The sequence below is a fragment of the Cellulomonas sp. S1-8 genome, from assembly GCF_026184235.1.
Taxonomy (GTDB): Bacteria; Actinomycetota; Actinomycetes; order Actinomycetales; family Cellulomonadaceae; genus Cellulomonas.
The window spans coordinates 3,212,759-3,228,672 of record NZ_CP110806.1 but is presented as its reverse complement, the minus strand read 5'-3'; the positions used below and the strand labels follow the sequence as shown (position 1 = coordinate 3,228,672).

The following is a 15,914-nucleotide window of genomic DNA, read 5'->3' as shown; positions in this document are numbered from 1 at the left end:
TGCCGGCCGCGTCGGTCGCGGGCCGGCACCGGTGAGGAGCGCGGACGACGCCGCGCCGATACGTCTACCGGTAGTTGACGAACTGCAGGGCCGCGTCCACGTCGGCGCCCTTGAGCAGCGCGATCACGGCCTGCAGGTCGTCGCGGCTCTTGGCCGTCACCCGCAGCTCGTCGCCCTGGATCTGCGTCTTGACGCCCTTGGGGGCCTCGTCGCGCACGATCTTGGCGAGCTTCTTGGCGATCTCGCTGCTCAGGCCCTCCTGGATCGTGCCGGCGAGGCGGTACTCCTTGCCGGACGGCTGGGGCTCGCTCTCACCGGTGTCGAGCGACTTCAGCGAGATGCCCCGCCGGATGAGCTTGGTCTGGAACACGTCGAGCACCGCGAGCACGCGCTCGGCGGAGTTGGCGACCATCAGGATGCTCTCGCCGCTCCACGCGATGGAGGCACCGACGCCCTTGAAGTCGTAGCGCTGCGCGATCTCCTTCGCGGCCTGGTTCAGGGCGTTGTCGACCTCCTGACGGTCGACCTTGCTGACGACGTCGAACGACGACTCGCTCGCCATGCTGCTCCCTCCGGGGCGACCCGACCGGGTCGCGACTGCGTCCGTCGGACGAGGGGTGTGCGGGACCGCGTGCCGCGTGCTGCGGGCGGTCGGTCACCGGCCGGACCGGTCGGTGTGCACGAGCCCCCTCTCGGAGTTGCTATCCTTCCATCCGCACGCCGCTCGCGCGGACGCGCCGCTCCCGTCGTCACGACGGGGACGACGCGCACGACGCGGGCACGCGTCCCCTGGCGGGTTACCCGAGTGGCCAAAGGGGGCTGACTGTAAATCAGCTGGCAACGCCTACGGGGGTTCGAATCCCTCACCCGCCACGCACCGAAGGGGGCGTCCTCCACGGAGGACGCCCCCTTCTGCACGCCCCCACGTCCCGCGAGTGCGGGGGAAACACGTCGAGTGCGGGGGATACGACCCCCGCACTCGAGCCGTTTCCCCGCACTCGCGGGAGGTGGGTGGGGTGGGGAGCGGTCAGCAGGTCCAGGCGCCTGTGGTGACCGAGACCGTGGTGCCCTCGTCGCGGGTGTCGAAGATGCCGGCGTCCTCCTCCGAGGCGAACGCGACGCCGACGCCGACCGGCTCCGCGTAGCCCGTGAGGCCGCCGAGCTGCTCCTGCGCACCGTCCTGGCAGCCGGGGGACCAGGTCTCGACCTCGTAGCCCTGCTCGGCGAGGCGGTCGATCTCGGTGGCGAGCGCGGGGTCGTCGACGGTCTCGGCGATCGCGGTCCACACGACCCAGAAGTCGCCGTCGGTGTCGGCGGGGGTGACGGCGGTGGGCCAGTCGGCGGCGGAGGGGTCGACGCCCTCGTCACCGCCGCTGCACGCGGCGGTCGAGAGCAGGGCGGCGACGGACAGCAGGACGGCGGCGGCGACGCGGCCGCGGTGACGGGGGGTGGGACGCATGGGCCGGATCGTGGCACGGCGCGTCGGGGACCGCGACGAGATGAAACGCTTCGGGAGCGGGCGCCCGGGCCTCGACGGCCGGCGGTCGGAGCCCTCGCAGGAGACGATTTCACGGGCACCCCGCAGCGCGTGTACTCTGGTCCGCGCTGCCCCGATAGCTCAGTCGGCAGAGCGTCTCCATGGTAAGGAGAAGGTCAAGGGTTCGATTCCCTTTCGGGGCTCTGTGGTGTGCCACGGGTCGGTCGTCCTCGGACGATCGGCCCGGGCGACCGCTGTGGCGGGATAGCTCAGGTGGTTAGAGCACACGGCTCATAATCGTGGTGTCGCGGGTTCGAATCCCGCTCCCGCTACCACGTCCGGCGAAACATCCGTCCCAGCAGCACGCGTCGGCCGGCGCGCGCCAGGAGAAGAACGCAGCCCCGCGGGCGCGAGAGGTGACACAGACATGGCCAGCAAGAGCGCGGACGTCCGCCCGAAGATCACACTCGCCTGCACGGAGTGCAAGGAGCGGAACTACATCACCAAGAAGAACCGGCGGAACAACCCCGACCGGCTCGAGATGAAGAAGTACTGCCCGCGGGACAACAAGCACACGGTGCACCGCGAGACCCGCTGACGCGGTCAGCTCGTCACCGACGGACCCGCTGACGTGCCGGTCGACATCACCTTCGCCGGGCGGGCCTACCCGCCCGGCGACGTGTACGTGGTCTCCCGCGAGAAGCTGCGCGAGTTCGCCGAGGCGACGGGTGCCACGCACCCCGCGCACACGGACGTCGACGCGGCACGTGCGCTCGGCCACCCCGACGTGGTCGCGCCGCCGACGTTCGCCGTCGTCGTCGCCCAGCGCACCGAGGCGCAGTACGTCCAGGACCCGGCAGCCGGCATCGACTTCAGCCGTGTCGTGCACGCCGACGAGCGGTTCACGCACCACCGGCCCATCCACGCCGGTGACCGCCTGCGCACCGCGCTGCACGTCGACGCGGTCACGCAGCGTGCCGGGCTGTCGATGGTCACGACCCGGTGCGAGATCGCGGACGAGGACGGCACGCCCGTCGCGACGGTCCTGTCGATGCTCGCCGTGCGGCCGGAGGAGGACGCGTGAGCGCCCCCGCCGACCGTCCGGTGCTCGCCGACCGTCCCGTGCTCGCGGACCTCGCGGTCGGCCAGGAGGTCGCCCGCCGCACGATCACGGTCGACCGGGCACGCCTGGTGCGGTACGCCGGGGCGTCCGGCGACTTCAACCCCATCCACTGGAACGAGCGCGTCGCGACGTCGGTGGGCCTGCCTGGCGTCATCGCGCACGGCATGTGGACGATGGGCGCGGTCGCAGCGGTCGTCGTCGACTGGGCGGGTGACCCGGGCGCGGTCGTGGACTACCAGACCCGCTTCACGCGCCCCGTCCCCGTGCCCGACCCCGGGGAGGCGTCCGTGGACGTCGTCGCGGTCGTCGGTGCGCTCGACACCGACGCGCGGACCGCGCGCATCGACCTGACGGTGAGCGTCGAGGGTGCGCGCGTGCTGGGCAAGGCGCACGCGGTCGTCCGCCTCGGCTGAGCCGAACCCTCGGCTGAGCCGACCTTCGGCCGAGCCGACGTTGGGCCGGGTCCGAGCGCTCAGGCGTGCGGCGGGCCGGTCGTCGTCCCCACGCGCAGCTGCACCGGCAGGACCCGCGGTTCCGGCATGCGGCCGGCGAGCAGCTCCGCGACGGCCTCGCCGATGGCGGCGCCCTTCTCGGCGAGCGGCTGGGCGACGGTCGTCAGGACGTCGGGTGCGAGCCACGGCAGGTCCAGGCCGTCGAAGCCGGCGACGGACACGTCCTGCGGCACCCGCAGGCCCAGCTCGCGGGCGGCGAGCACGACGCCGGACGCGAGCAGGTCGGACTGGCACACGATCGCCGTGGGACGGTCGGCGCCCTGCAGCAGCACCCGGCCCGCCGCGGCGCCGTTCTCCACCAGCGACGCCGGGGTCTCGTACACGACCGTGGGCGTCACCCCGGCGTCGGTGACGCCGGCCAGGCGTCGCCGGGTGATCTCCCACGAGATGGCGGCGATGCGCGCCGGGTCGGCGGCGCCCTCGCCCCGGTCCCGGTCGAACGGCAGGGTGACGGTCGCGATGCGGGTGTGGCCCAGGTCGAGGAGGTACCGGGTGAGCTCCGTCATGCCGCCGTGGTCGTCGATGCCGATCGCCGCGACGTCGGGCTGCGGTGTGCCCTCGACGAGCACCGCGGGGGTGTTGCGGCGCCGCAGCATCTCCAGGACGGGGTCGTCGGTGGTGCCTCCCCACATCTGCACGGCGACGTCCATCGCGGCGGTGCCGAGCAGCGGGTCGACGGCGGGCTGGGTCGAGTCGTCGGGCCCGGGGACCAGCAGGACGCCCAGGCCGAGCGGGCCGAGCGTCGTGGTGAGCCCGTCGAGCACCTGCACGGCCACCGGGTCGCGGAACGCGCGGCGCAGCGCGTCGCCCATGATCACGCCGACGATGCCGGACCGGCCGCGGCGCAGCTGTCGCCCGAGCGGGTTGGGACCGGCGTAGCTCAGCGCGCGGGCGGCGTCCAGCACCCGGGTCCGGGTGGCGTCGGCGATGGGTCCGGAGCCGGAGAACGCGAGCGACGCGGTCGACACGGACACACCTGCGCTCGCAGCGACGTCGGCGAGGGTGGTGCGCTGCGCGGACAGGGCAGTACCTCCGGGGCCGGCGGCGTGGGCGGGGGGTGGCGTCGCGGATCGGTTTGACGTCGCCGCCAGCGTACCCGCACAATCATCGGCAGATATCGAATCGATTCGACCCCGAGATGAGGCAGCATGAGCAGCGTGGACGTCCGTCACGCGCCAGGCGCGCGCGAGGTCCGGCTCGCCTCGGCCGCCGTGTTCGCGGTCTTCCTTCTCTCGGGCGTGAACTTCGCCTCCTGGGCGGCCCGGCTGCCGGCCGTGCGGGACGCGCTCGACCTGACCCCCGAGCGCATGGGCGTGCTGCTGCTCATCGGCGCCTTCGGGTCGTTGTTCTCGCTGCCGCTGTCCGGCATGGTCGTCGAGCGGCTCGGCGCGCGTCGGACCGTGCTCGGCTTCGCGATCCTCAACGCGCTCGGCTTCGCGTCCGCCGCGCTCGGTGTCGCTGCAGGCCAGGTCGTGCTGGTCGGCGCGGGCCTGGTGCTCGCCGGGATCGGCGCCGGCGTGTGGGACGCCGCGATGAACATCGAGGGCGCGGTCGTGGAGCAGCGGCTCGGTCGCACGATCATGCCGCGGTTCCACGCCGGATTCTCGTTCGGCACCATGGCCGCCGCCGGGGTCGCCGCGGGCGCCGCCGCCCTGCACGTCCCCGTGCAGGTGCACCTGCCCGTGGTGGTCGCCCTGTCGTCCGTCGCCGTCGCGGTGGCCGTGCGATCCTTCCTCGCGGAGCCCGAGCCGCACCGCGCGCCGCACGACGCCGACCCGCACGACGCCGACCGGCACGACGCCGACCGCACGGCCACGCCGTCCGCCGCACGTCGCGGCGCGCACGCGGCGCTCGGCGCCTGGCTCGAGCCGCGGACGCTGCTCATCGGCCTGGTCGTGCTCTCGGCCGCGCTCACCGAGGGCGCCGCGAACGACTGGGTGAGCCTGGCGGTGGTCGACGGCTTCGGCACGGGGCACGCGACCGGTGCCATCGGCTTCGGGCTGTTCGTCACCGCGATGACCGCGATGCGGCTCTTCGGCACCCCGCTGCTCGACCGGTACGGCCGCGTGGCGGTGCTGCGCCTGTGCGCCGGTCTGGCGGCCGTCGGGTTGCTGGTGTTCGGCCTCGCCGACCAGCTGTGGCTCGCCCTCGTCGGCGTCGCTGCCTGGGGCATGGGCGCCGCGCTCGGCTTCCCCGTCGGCATGAGCGCCGCGGCCGACGACCCGCTGCGCGCCGCGCCGCGCGTCGCCGTCGTGTCGACCATCGGCTACTCCGCGTTCCTGGCCGGCCCGCCGCTGCTGGGCCTGCTCGCCGAGCACGTCGGCTACCGGCACGCGCTGCTGGCGATCCTCGTGCCCGTCGTGCTGGGGCTGCTGGTGATGTCCGCCGTGCGCCCCCTGCCGCGGACGGGCGCCCCCGCGGGCGCACCGCTCCCCGCGGACTAGCCTGGACGCGTGGAGCTCGACACCTGCGCCCTGTCCGGCCCGGCACCCGAGCCGGCGTACCCGGCGGTCCCGACGCACCCCGGCACGCCCACCCTCGCGGACCTCACGACGCTGCGCGTGGGCGGGCCCGTCGGCCGGTACGTCGAGGCGACGTCCGAGCACGAGCTGGTCGAGGTCGTGCGTGCGGCCGACGCCGCGGGCGAACCGCTCCTCGTGCTGGGAGGCGGGTCGAACGTGCTCGCGGCGGACGCGGGGTTCGACGGCGTGGTCGTCCGCGACGTGCGCGGCGGCGTGGCGGTCCCCGACGCGTCCGCGTGCGCCGGAGTCACGCTGACGGTGCCGGCGGGCACCGTGTGGGACGACGTCGTCGCGTACGCGGTGGCCCACGAGCTCGTCGGCGTCGAGGCGCTGTCCGGCATCCCGGGCTCGACGGGTGCGACGCCCGTGCAGAACGTCGGCGCCTACGGGCAGGAGGTCGCGCAGACCGTCGCGCAGGTGCGGGTGTGGGACCGGGGGCGGCCGGGTGCGCACGCTGCCGTACGTCTCCCTCGGGTTCGGCTACCGCACGTCGACGCTCAAGCGCTCGATGCGGCCGGACCCGGCCGACCCGGCGGCCCCGTGGGGCCCGACGCCCCGCTACGTCGTCCTCGACGTGACGTTCCAGGTCAAGGAGGGCTCGCTGTCGTCGCCCGTGGCCTACCCGGAGCTCGCGCGCACGCTCGACGTCGCCGTGGGGGAGCGCGCCCCGCTGGCGGACGTGCGGGCCGCGGTGCTCCAGCTGCGCGGACGCAAGGGCATGGTGCTGGACGCCGCCGACCACGACACGTGGAGCGCGGGCTCGTTCTTCACCAACCCGGTGGTCGCGGCGGCTGCGGCCGACGCGCTGCCCGCCGACGCCCCCCGCTGGCCGATGCCGGACGGCGCCACCAAGACGAGCGCCGCGTGGCTCATCGAGCACGCGGGCTTCGGCCGGGGTCACGGTGCGCCCGGCCCGGCGACGCTGTCGACGAAGCACACGCTCGCGTTGACCAACCGCGGCGACGCGCGCGCCGAGGACCTGCTGGAGCTGGCCCGCGCGGTCCGTGACGGCGTGCGCGACCGTTTCGGCGTCGTGCTCGAGGCGGAGCCGGTCCTCGTCGGCGCCACCCTGTAGCGGCCGGGCGCGCGAGGCTACCCCTCGCCGCCCGCGGGGCGCATCGGCCGCGCGACGGGCACGGGTGCCGTCCTGCGACCGATGCCCCGCGCCCCCCGGCCCGCCAGGGTGGAGGTGCGTCGACGGTCGGGCACCGAGCCCGGCGGGCGCACGTGCAGGGGGTGCACCCATGAGAAGACGACCGTCCCGTCATGCCGTCGCCGCGACCGCCGTCGCGGCGTGCCTGGCGCTGACCGCCACCACGCTGACCGCCACCGGCGCGAGCGCCGAGGGGCGCGGCCCCGGGCACCCCGGCCACGGGGGCCACGACCGCACGAGCCGCGTCGAGGCGGCGCGGGTCGACCGCGTCCCGACGCCCGACCCGCACTGGGCGGACTGCTCGGAGGCCGCCGGCACCACCGCCGAGTGCGGCACCGTCGACCTCCCGCTCGACTACGACCACCCGCGCCGCGGCACGACGCGGGTCGCGCTGCTGCGGATCCCCGCGACCGACCCGCAGGCGCGGATCGGCACGCTCTTCCTCAACCCCGGCGGTCCCGGCGGGTCCGGGGTCGACATGGCGGCGGACGCGCCCGCGTTCCTCCCGCCGGAGGTGCTGGCGCGGTTCGACGTCGTCGGTTTCGACCCCCGCGGCGTGGGCTACTCCGCGAGCATCCGCTGCTTCGCCGACGCCCAGGCGCAGTCGGACGCGCTCGGGGGATGTTCGTCGCCTTCCCGACGACCGAGGAGGAGACGTCCGCGTACCTCACCTCGGCGGACGCGCTCGGCCGGGCCTGCTCGACGACGGGTGCACCGCTCAGCGCGTCGATGTCCACGGCCGAGGTGGCGCGGGACCTGGACGTGCTGCGCCGCGCCGCCGGTGACGAGCGGCTCAGCTACCTCGGCTTCTCCTACGGCAGCGTGCTGGGCCAGGTGTACGCGAACCTGTTCCCGGACCGGTTCCGGGCCCTGGCGATCGACGGCGTGGTCGACCCGTGGGCGTGGGCGGGGACCAGGCGCACGGAGGGAACCCCCGTGACGGACCGGATCGGGTCCGGCGCGGCCGGTTGGCGCGCGATGCAGGAGGTGCTCGACCGGTGCGAGGCGGCCGGTCCCGACGTCTGCCGGACGGCGGGGCTGGGGGCGCCGCGTGCGGTCTGGGCCCAGGTGACCGACGGTCTGCGCGCCGCCCCGGCGCCCCTGATCGACCCCGAGAGCGGGACCCTCCTCGGCGTGCTGACGTGGCCGGACGTGCTCTCGGTGGTGCTCGGCGAGCTCTACTCGCCCGTCGGCGCGGCCCGGGTCGACGTGGTCGTCTGGGCGGTCCACCAGCTCCAGCTGCCCGACACGCCCGAGAACGCGCCGTCGCGGGCGCAGGCCTCGCGCGAGCTCCTCGCCCTGTTCGACGTGCCGCCCGAGGTCGCGGCCGAGGCCGAGCGCCGGTTCCTCGCCCTGTCCGCGGTCTTCGGCCGGGACACGTCGTACGAGAACGGGTTCGAGTCGTTCTCCGGTGTCGTGTGCGCCGATGCGCGCGGGCCGCGTCGCGGGGAGGCGTGGATCGGTGCCGCCCAGGCCTCGGAGGCCGTCGCCCCCGGGTTCGGGCCGCGGTGGACGTGGGGGTCGCCGCAGTGCGCGACGCGCTCCTGGACCGCACAGGACGAGGACGTGTACCGCGGACCGTTCGACGCGCGGACCGTCGCACCCGTCCTGGTCGTCGGCAACCTCTGGGACCCGGCCACGCCGTACGAGGGCGCGCTGGCTGCGGCCAGGGAGCTGCCGAACAGCCGGCTGCTGTCGTCGGACAGCTGGGGCCACGTCGCGTTCGGCACGTCCGCCTGCGCGACCGACACCGTGGGCCGGTACCTGCTGACCGGTGAGGTCCCGGCGGAGGGAACGACGTGCGTCGGCGACGCGCAGCCGTTCGTCGAGCAGCCGCAGTCCCGCACCGCGCAGACCCCGCGCATGCTGCCGCCGGTCGTCCCGCCGGTCCCGGGCGCGACGCCGCGCGCGTCGTGACGCCGCGGCTCGGAGGCTGACGCGGTGGGGCCCGGCGGTGCGCCGGGCCCCACCGCGGTCCGGGTCGGGGTCCGTCGGGGGGCCGGCGGGCCGTCAGGCCGCGGCAGGCTCCGCCGCGAGCCACGCGTCCACCCCGGCCAGCAGACGCGCACGCGTCGCCGGTGACGCCGCGCTCGCGGTCACGGACGCCCGGGCAAGATCCGCGAGCTCCGCGTCCGTGAAACCGAGGTCCTCCCGCGCGATGCGGTACTGGTCGACCAGACGGGACCGGAACAGCAGCGGGTCGTCCGCGCCGAGCGCGAGGCGCGCACCCGCGTCGACCAGGGCGCGCAGCGGCACGTCCGCCGGCCCGGCGTACACGCCGAGCGACACGTTCGACGCCGGGCACACCTCGAGCGGGACGTCGCGCTCGACGACCCGGTCCAGCACGCGCGGGTCCTCGCCGCAGCGCACGCCGTGCCCCAGGCGGTCGGGCTGCAGGTGGTCGAGGACCTCCTCGACGTGCGCGGGTCCCAGCAGCTCCCCGCCGTGCGGCACGCTCAGCAGCCCGGCCTGCCGCGCGATCGCGAACGCCCCGGCGAAGTCGGCGGTCGTGCCGCGCCGCTCGTCGTTCGAGAGGCCGAACCCGACGACCTGCCCCGGCCCGTCGCCGGCGTGCCGGGCGGCGAGCCGGGCGAGCGTCCGCGCGTCCAGGGGGTGCCGCATGCGCGACGCGGCGACGACGACGCCGATCTCGACGCCCGTGGCCGCCTGCGCGGTGCGCGCCTCGTCCAGGACGATCTCGAGCGCGGGCGTCAGACCACCGACGAACGGCGCGTACGAGGTGGGGTCCACCTGGATCTCCAGGCGCCCCGACCCCTCGGCGGCGTCGTCGGCAGCGGCCTCCGCGACGATGCGCCGCATGTCCGCCTCGGAGCGCACGCACGCGCGCGCCGCGTCGTACAGCCGCTGGAAGCGGAACCAGCCGCGCTCGCCCGCGGGCACCCGCAGGGGATCGTCGTCGAGCAGCACCGAGGGCAGCCGGATGCGGTGCTGCTCCGCCAGCTCGGCGAGCGTCGCTACCCGCATCGAGCCCGTGAAGTGCAGGTGCAGGTGTGCCTTGGGGAGCAGGCTCAGGTCGCGCATCGGGGCCAGTGTGCCAGGCGCGTGCGTCGGGCTCGTGTCACGCGGGCGCGTCCACCAGGCGGTAGCCGACGCCGCGGATCGTGTCGAAGTGCTCCGCGCCGAGCTTGCGCCGCAGGTACCGCACGTACACGTCGACGACGTTCGAGCCCGGGTCGAAGTCGTAGCCCCACACCTCGGACAGCAGCCGCTCGCGCGTCAGCACGTCCCCGGGGTTGCGCATGAAGGTCTCCGCGAGCGCGAACTCCCGCGCCGACAGGTCGACCTCGACCTCGTCGACCTTCATGCGCCGCGTGCGCAGGTCGAGCTGCAGCCGCCCGTGCACCAGCACGTTGCCGCGTGCGGCGGTCGCCGCCGGCTGGCTGCGCAGCCGCAGCCGGATGCGGGCCAGCAGCTCCTCGAAGCGGAACGGCTTGGCCATGTAGTCGTCGGCGCCGGACTCCAGGCCCGTGACCGTGTCGGTCACGGACGAGCGTGCCGTCAGGACGATCACGGGCAGCTCGTAGCCCTCGGCGCGCAGGAACCGCAGCACGTCGAAGCCGTCCATGTCGCCCAGGCCCAGGTCGAGCACGAGCAGGTCGACACCACCGGTCTCGACGCGCTCGAGCGCCGCCTCACCGGTCAGGACGGCGGTCGCCTCGTACCCGTGGGCGCGCAGGCCCTTGGCGACGAAGGCGGCGATGCGCTCCTCGTCCTCGGCGATCAGGATGTGCGTCATCTGCGGGGCTCCACGAGCTCGAGGGACTCGGACTCGCCGTCGACGAGGCCGACGGCGGGCAGGTCGAGGACGAAACCGACGCCGGGACCGGCGCCGGGCGGGGGATGCTCGAGGAACACGCGTCCCCCGTGCGCGGCCGCGATGGCCGCGACGATCGGCAGGCCGAGGCCCGCACCGTGCTGGACGCGGTCGGCCTGCCCGCGGTGGAAGCGCTCGAAGATCCGCGTCTCCTCGTCGCGTGGCACGCCCGGGCCCTCGTCGCGCACCCAGACGAGCAGGCGGCCGGCGGACACCTCGCTGCCCAGGCGCACGGTCGACCCCGGAGCCGAGAAGCGCACCGCGTTGGCCAGCAGCTGCAGCCAGGCCTGCGTGACGCGCTGCGCGTCGACGTCCGCCATGACGTCCGCGCGCGACACGACGACGAACCGGCGCTCGCCCAGCCCGCGGGCCTTCTCCAGCACGTCGTCGGTGAGGCGTCCGACGTCGACGGGCGCCCGCCGCACGAAGTCGGGGCGGTCGGCCGTCGCGAGCGTCACGAGGTCGTCGACCAGGCGCTGCATGCGGTCCAGCTCGTCGAGCGCGAGGGACTGCGTCGCGCGCACGTCGGACTCGTCGCCCGGGTCGAGCAGCTCGAGGTGGCCGCGCACGATCGTCAGGGTGCGCAGCTCGTGGCCCACGTCGTCCAGCAGCTCGCGCTGCGACCCGAAGGCGCCCTCGAGACGCGCGAGCATGGAGTTCACGGAGGCCGCGAGGTCGGACAGGTCGTCCTTGCCGCGGACGGCGATGCGCTCGGAGAGGTCCGACTCGGTGACGCGGCGCACGGTGTCGCGCAGCACCCGGACGGGGCGCAGCATCCGCCCGACGACGAACCACGCCACGAGCGACGTCACCGCCAGCGCCACCAGCCCCACCAGGGAGTAGGTGGCGAAGATCCGCCACACGCCCGCGTTCTGCGCGGTCCGGTCGGAGGCGACGACGAACATGCCCGCGACGCCGGGATCGGCCTCGAGGCTCACCGGGACGGCGACGAGGCGGTACTCGGTCACGGACGTGCGCACCGTGCGCGGGACGTCGGAGAGCGGGTCGTCGGGCGTGAGCCCGCCGAGCCACGCCATGAGCTCCTCGTCGGTGTCCAGGCGGATCGCGCGCGTCTCGTCCGCAGGCCGCAGGTCGAACGTGCCGTCGATCATCGAGAGCATGCCCTCGTGCTCGGCCGGCACGCGCGCCTCGACCGCCTCGCGCAGCATCGCCTGCACGGAGGTCCACGGGCCGCGCGACCCGTCGGGCTGCACCTGACCCTCCGCCTGGGTGCTGCGCAACGCGGTGACGGCGCGGCTCAGCGAGTCGTCGATGCGGGCGTCGGTCGCGCGCAGCTGCAGCGCGAGCCCAGTGACCCCGGCCACCGTCATCGCCGCCGCGGTCAGCGCGACCACGGCCGTCATGAGCCGGCCCCGGACGGTGACGCGCGAGGTCGTGGCCCGCGGCGCCTCGGAGGGCACGCCGAGCGCCCGTCCCGACGCCGGCCCGTTCCGCATGCGCTCAGTATGGTCGGGCGCCCGGTGCGGGGAGTAGGTGCGTCCGCGCGCCGGTCTGCGGGTCGGCGCGTCACGCGCCGGGCAGGATCCCGCGCTCGATCGCGACGGTGACGGCGCGGGTGCGGTCGTCGACGCCGAGCTTGGCGAACGCCCGCAGCAGGTGCGTCTTCACGGTCGCCTCGGTGATGAACAGCTCGCGACCCACCGCGGCGTTGGACAGCCCCCGCGCGACGCCCGCGAGGACCTGTCGCTCGCGGGGTGTGAGGCGGTCGCCACCGTCGCCGCGCACCTGCTGCACGAGCCGGCGGGCCACCGACGGCGACAGCGCCGACTCACCACGTGCGGCGGCGCGCACCCCTGCGACGAGCTGGTCGCGCGGCGTGTCCTTGAGCAGGTAGCCGGTCGCACCCGCCTCGACCGCCCGCAGGATGTCGGTGTCCGTCTCGTACGTCGTCAGGACCAGCACGTGCACGCCCGGCACCTCCGCGACGATGCGGGCCGTCGCGTCCGCGCCGTCGGTGCCCGGCATCCGCAGGTCCATGAGGACGAGGTCGGGGCGCAGCGCCGCGGCGAGCGCGACGGCCTGCTCCCCGTCGCCGGCCTCCCCGACGACCTCGAGGTCCGGCTCGAGGTCGAGCAGGGCCACGATCCCCGCCCGGACGACCGGGTGGTCGTCGGCGACGACGACGCGCACGGTCACGACGCCTCCCCGTCGGTGGCGGTGGGGCGCGTCGCAGCGGCGTCCACGGCGGCCGGTACCCGGACCCGCACCCGCGTGCCTCCGCCCGGCATCCCCACCACGTCGAGCGCACCCCCTGCGGCGTCGGCGCGGGCCCGCATGCCGCGCAGCCCGTTGCCCTCCGGTGTGCCGGGCCGCAGCCCGCCGCCGTCGTCGGCGACCTCGAGCACGACCTCGTCGCCGGACCGCGTCAGGCGCAACGTGACCTGCGACGCGCCCGCGTGCCGGCGGACGTTCGCCAGGGACTCCTGCGCGACCCGCAGCAGCACGAGCTGCGCATCGCGTCCGGTCACGTCGTCCGCGGCCGCGGCGACGACCTCCACGTGCGTCCCGGTCTCCGCCCCGAACCGCGCCGCCAGGCGCGCCAGGGCGTCGGCCAGGGTGCCGTCCTGCAGGTCGGGCGGGGCGAACGCCGCGACGAGCGCACGCGCCTCCGCCAGGTTGTCCCGCGCGACGTCCTCGATGTGCGCCAGCCGCGCGGCCGCGCGGTCGGCGTGCCCGCGCTCGAGCTCGACCGTCGCGGTCTGCGCGAGCATCACGACCGACGTGAACCCCTGGGCGAGCGTGTCGTGGATCTCCGCGGCCAGCCGTTCCCGCTCGGCGACGACGCCGGCCTCGTGGTGGGAGGCCGCGAGCGCGTCCTGCGCGGCGCTCAGCTCCTCGAGCAGGGAGGCGCGCACCTCGCTCTGCTCGGCGACCTGCGTGATCCACAGCCCGAGGACCACGGCGAAGAGCAGCGCGGCGCCGTACTCCGCGGCGATCTCCGCGATCTGCGGGCCCCTCGCCTGCACGCGCAGGACCGCGCCGGTCGTGATGGCCACCGTCAGCACCGTCGCCCACACGACGCCCGCGACGCGGGTGCGGGCGAAGAACCAGATCTGCGTGAAGGCGAGGAAGAGCAGGACCGAGCCGATGTCGCCGTTCACGACCTGCACGACCACGACGACGACCAGGACCACGAGGTACGCGTCCACGAGCCGGGCGCTGCCGCGCTGCGCGCCGCGCCGCCCGACCAGGGCGTACGCGAGCGTCAGCACCACCATCGTGGTCGCCGGCACCAGCGCCTCGGCGAGGTCGTCGGCCTGCGTCAGCACCGCGATCAGGTACACCGTCGACATCCCGACGAACACCAGGTCGTACATCAGCAGCGTGCGCAGCCAGAACCCGTGCCGGTCCACGGTCGCGCGCCCGGGGGGCGCGGCGGCGGCGGTGCTCATGCCCGCGACTCTGCCACGGTCCCGGCCGACCGGTCGACGCGCGTCACCCGTCGTCCCGGCGCCGCCAGCGGAAGGTCCGCACGCCCACCACGAGCCCCACGACCAGCCACGCCGCGAGCACGGCGGCCGTCGCCCCGTGCTGCCAGGAGCCCGACGGCTCCAGCACCGCCGCCTCGTCGGGGAGGAAGACCGAGCGCATGCCCTGGGCCATCCACTTCAGCGGGAAGACCGACGCCAGCTGCTGCATCCACGTCGGCAGCTGGTCGAACTGGAAGAACACGCCGGAGACGAACTGCAGGACCAGCACCACCGGGATCACGACCGGGCTGGCCGACCGGCCCGTGCGCGGGACCGAGGAGTACGCCACGCCGCACACCGATCCGGCGGCCGTGCCGAGCACGAAGACCCAGGCGAACGTCGCCCAGCGGCCGGGTTCCGTCGGCAGGGGGACGTCGAACACCAGGGCCGCGACCGCGAGCAGCAGCGCGGTCTGCACGCCCGCCGTGACGAGCACCTGCCCCGTCTTGCCCAGGAAGTACGCCGTGGGGGGCAGCGGTGTCGACCGCAGCCGCTTGAGGGTGCCGTCGTCGCGCTCGGCCGCGATCGCGATCGCCAGGTTCTGGAAGCTCGAGAGCATGACGCCCGTGGCGACCATGCCGGGCAGGAAGTACTGCGGGAAGTAGACGCCGGACCCGGCCAGCACCTCCTCGTCCGCCCCGAACACCGTCGCGAAGATCGCGAGCATGAGGATCGGGTAGGCGAAGACGAACACGACCGAGTCGCGCTCGCGGAAGAACCCCCGGACCTCGTACCGGGTGCGGGACCAGGCAAGGCGGGCCGGGCCCGGCAGCGCCGTCGTCGTGCGTCGTGCGGAGCGCGTCGTGCGCGTGCCGTCGGTGGTGCCGGTCGTCGTGGTCATCGTGCCGCCTCCTCGTGTGTCGCAGCCGTGCCCGTCGCCGCGTCCGTCGCGGCCTCGCCGATCAGCCCCAGGTACACGTCCTCCAGCGTGGGCCGCAGCACCTGCAGCCCGGGGACCTCCCCGTCGGGCCGGCCGACCTGTGCGGCGAGGCGCGCGACGAGCGCCGTAGGGGTGTCCGTCGCCTCCTCGTGGCCGACGCCGTCGACCGTCCAGCGCACACGGGCCCGTCGCGCCCGTCGTCCTCCCAGGTCCGCCGGCGCGCCCTCGGCCACGACGCGTCCGCGCGCCACGACGACCACGCGGTCCGCCAGCCGCTCGGCCTCCTCGAGGTAGTGCGTCGTCAGCAGGATCGTCGTGCCCGTGTCCCGCAGGGACTCCACGAGGTCCCAGAAGTCGTGGCGCGCCTGCGGGTCGAACCCCGTGGTCGGCTCGTCGAGGAACAGCAGCTCGGGGTCGCCGACGACGCCGAGTGCGACGTCGAGCCGGCGCCGCTGCCCGCCGGACAGCGCACGCGTGCGGGTCGACACCTTCTCCCGCAGGCCCACCGCGTCGATCACGGCGTCAGGGTCCCGGGGCGCGGGGTAGAAGCCCGCGACGTGCCGCACGATCTCCCCGACCGTCACCTCGGCGAGGTCCTGGTTGTCCTGCAGCACCACGCCGAGCCGGGACCGCCAGGCCCGTCCGCCGCGCGCGGGATCCTCACCGAGCACGCGCACGTGCCCCGCGTCGGCCCGTCGGAACCCCTCGAGGGTCTCGACGGTCGTGGTCTTGCCGGCGCCGTTGGGACCGAGGACGGCGACGATCTCGCCGTGCTCGACGCGCAGGTCGAGGCCGTCCACGGCGCGCTTGTCGCCGTACCGCTTGTGCAGGCCCTCGACCAGGACGGCCGGGGCGTTCGTCGTCATCATGCTCCGAGCGTCCCGCCGGGGACGTCGCCGCCGCGACGACCGCGCGGTGGTG

15 protein-coding genes, 3 tRNA genes and 1 pseudogene are annotated in these 15,914 nt (G+C 75.0%); 9 read left to right on the top strand and 10 right to left on the bottom strand.

The window, feature by feature from the left end:
• Positions 1–64: 64 nt before the first annotated feature.
• The gene (locus OKX07_RS14545) at positions 65–562 is read right to left on the bottom strand and encodes a YajQ family cyclic di-GMP-binding protein (protein ID WP_265628779.1); all 498 of its coding nucleotides are present in this window, start codon (positions 560–562) and stop codon (positions 65–67) included.
• 229 nt (positions 563–791) lie between these two features.
• On the opposite strand from OKX07_RS14545, the gene OKX07_RS14540 reads away from it, so the two are divergent.
• Positions 792–873 (top strand) — tRNA-Tyr (locus tag OKX07_RS14540).
• A 154-nt stretch (positions 874–1,027) separates the two neighbouring features.
• On the opposite strand, the gene OKX07_RS14535 is transcribed toward OKX07_RS14540, so the two are convergent.
• Positions 1,028–1,459, bottom strand: a complete 432-nt coding sequence (locus OKX07_RS14535; protein WP_265628778.1) for a hypothetical protein — start codon at positions 1,457–1,459, stop codon at positions 1,028–1,030.
• Positions 1,460–1,607: 148 nt separating this feature from the next.
• On the opposite strand from OKX07_RS14535, the gene OKX07_RS14530 reads away from it, so the two are divergent.
• From OKX07_RS14530 to OKX07_RS14510, 5 genes are all read left to right on the top strand, one after another.
• Positions 1,608–1,680: transfer RNA gene (locus OKX07_RS14530), tRNA-Thr, on the top strand.
• A 55-nt stretch (positions 1,681–1,735) separates the two neighbouring features.
• Positions 1,736–1,812: transfer RNA gene (locus OKX07_RS14525), tRNA-Met, on the top strand.
• Positions 1,813–1,904: 92 nt separating this feature from the next.
• The gene (rpmG, locus tag OKX07_RS14520; protein ID WP_191782268.1) at positions 1,905–2,075 is read left to right on the top strand and encodes a 50S ribosomal protein L33; all 171 of its coding nucleotides are present in this window, start codon (positions 1,905–1,907) and stop codon (positions 2,073–2,075) included.
• Positions 2,076–2,108: 33 nt separating this feature from the next.
• Positions 2,109–2,561, top strand: coding sequence for an FAS1-like dehydratase domain-containing protein (locus OKX07_RS14515; RefSeq protein ID WP_265628777.1), 453 nt, complete (start codon positions 2,109–2,111; stop codon positions 2,559–2,561).
• Positions 2,558–3,013: a MaoC/PaaZ C-terminal domain-containing protein gene (locus tag OKX07_RS14510; RefSeq protein ID WP_416220790.1), complete on the top strand. Its 456-nt coding sequence runs from the start codon at positions 2,558–2,560 to the stop codon at positions 3,011–3,013. Before OKX07_RS14515 ends, OKX07_RS14510 begins: the two co-directional genes overlap by 4 nt.
• Before the next feature lie 59 nt (positions 3,014–3,072).
• Here OKX07_RS14510 and OKX07_RS14505 read toward each other — a convergent pair whose 3' ends face one another.
• Positions 3,073–4,134 carry a LacI family DNA-binding transcriptional regulator gene (locus tag OKX07_RS14505; RefSeq protein WP_265631932.1) on the bottom strand — a complete coding sequence of 354 codons (1,062 nt, stop codon included), beginning with the start codon at positions 4,132–4,134 and terminating at the stop codon, positions 3,073–3,075.
• Positions 4,135–4,260: 126 nt separating this feature from the next.
• Between OKX07_RS14505 and OKX07_RS14500 the strand changes: the two genes are divergently transcribed.
• From OKX07_RS14500 to OKX07_RS14490, 3 genes and pseudogenes are all read left to right on the top strand, one after another.
• Positions 4,261–5,556, top strand: a complete 1,296-nt coding sequence (locus tag OKX07_RS14500; RefSeq protein ID WP_265628776.1) for an MFS transporter — start codon at positions 4,261–4,263, stop codon at positions 5,554–5,556.
• A 30-nt stretch (positions 5,557–5,586) separates the two neighbouring features.
• Positions 5,587–6,709 (top strand): annotated as a pseudogene (locus tag OKX07_RS14495) (UDP-N-acetylmuramate dehydrogenase).
• Positions 6,710–7,408: 699 nt separating this feature from the next.
• Positions 7,409–8,704: an alpha/beta hydrolase gene (locus OKX07_RS14490; RefSeq protein WP_265628775.1), complete on the top strand. Its 1,296-nt coding sequence runs from the start codon at positions 7,409–7,411 to the stop codon at positions 8,702–8,704.
• 93 nt (positions 8,705–8,797) lie between these two features.
• On the opposite strand, the gene OKX07_RS14485 is transcribed toward OKX07_RS14490, so the two are convergent.
• The 7 genes from OKX07_RS14485 to OKX07_RS14455 form a co-directional block, all read right to left on the bottom strand.
• Positions 8,798–9,829 carry an adenosine deaminase gene (locus tag OKX07_RS14485; protein ID WP_265628774.1) on the bottom strand — a complete coding sequence of 344 codons (1,032 nt, stop codon included), beginning with the start codon at positions 9,827–9,829 and terminating at the stop codon, positions 8,798–8,800.
• A gap of 37 nt (positions 9,830–9,866) precedes the next feature.
• On the bottom strand, positions 9,867–10,544 hold the full coding sequence (locus OKX07_RS14480) for a response regulator transcription factor (protein WP_265628773.1): 678 nt from the start codon (positions 10,542–10,544) through the stop codon (positions 9,867–9,869).
• Complete coding sequence (locus OKX07_RS14475) at positions 10,541–12,079, bottom strand: sensor histidine kinase (protein WP_265628772.1); 1,539 nt, start codon at positions 12,077–12,079, stop codon at positions 10,541–10,543. Before OKX07_RS14475 ends, OKX07_RS14480 begins: the two co-directional genes overlap by 4 nt.
• Before the next feature lie 70 nt (positions 12,080–12,149).
• Positions 12,150–12,779 carry a response regulator gene (locus tag OKX07_RS14470; RefSeq protein ID WP_265628771.1) on the bottom strand — a complete coding sequence of 210 codons (630 nt, stop codon included), beginning with the start codon at positions 12,777–12,779 and terminating at the stop codon, positions 12,150–12,152.
• Complete coding sequence (locus OKX07_RS14465; RefSeq protein WP_265628770.1) at positions 12,776–14,035, bottom strand: sensor histidine kinase; 1,260 nt, start codon at positions 14,033–14,035, stop codon at positions 12,776–12,778. The genes OKX07_RS14470 and OKX07_RS14465 overlap by 4 nt, the downstream gene beginning before the upstream one ends.
• 43 nt (positions 14,036–14,078) lie before the next feature.
• Entirely contained in the window at positions 14,079–14,954 is an 876-nt protein-coding gene (locus OKX07_RS14460; protein WP_265628769.1) for an ABC transporter permease, read from the bottom strand.
• Positions 14,951–15,862: an ABC transporter ATP-binding protein gene (locus OKX07_RS14455; protein WP_265628768.1), complete on the bottom strand. Its 912-nt coding sequence runs from the start codon at positions 15,860–15,862 to the stop codon at positions 14,951–14,953. Before OKX07_RS14455 ends, OKX07_RS14460 begins: the two co-directional genes overlap by 4 nt.
• Positions 15,863–15,914: the final 52 nt, after the last annotated feature.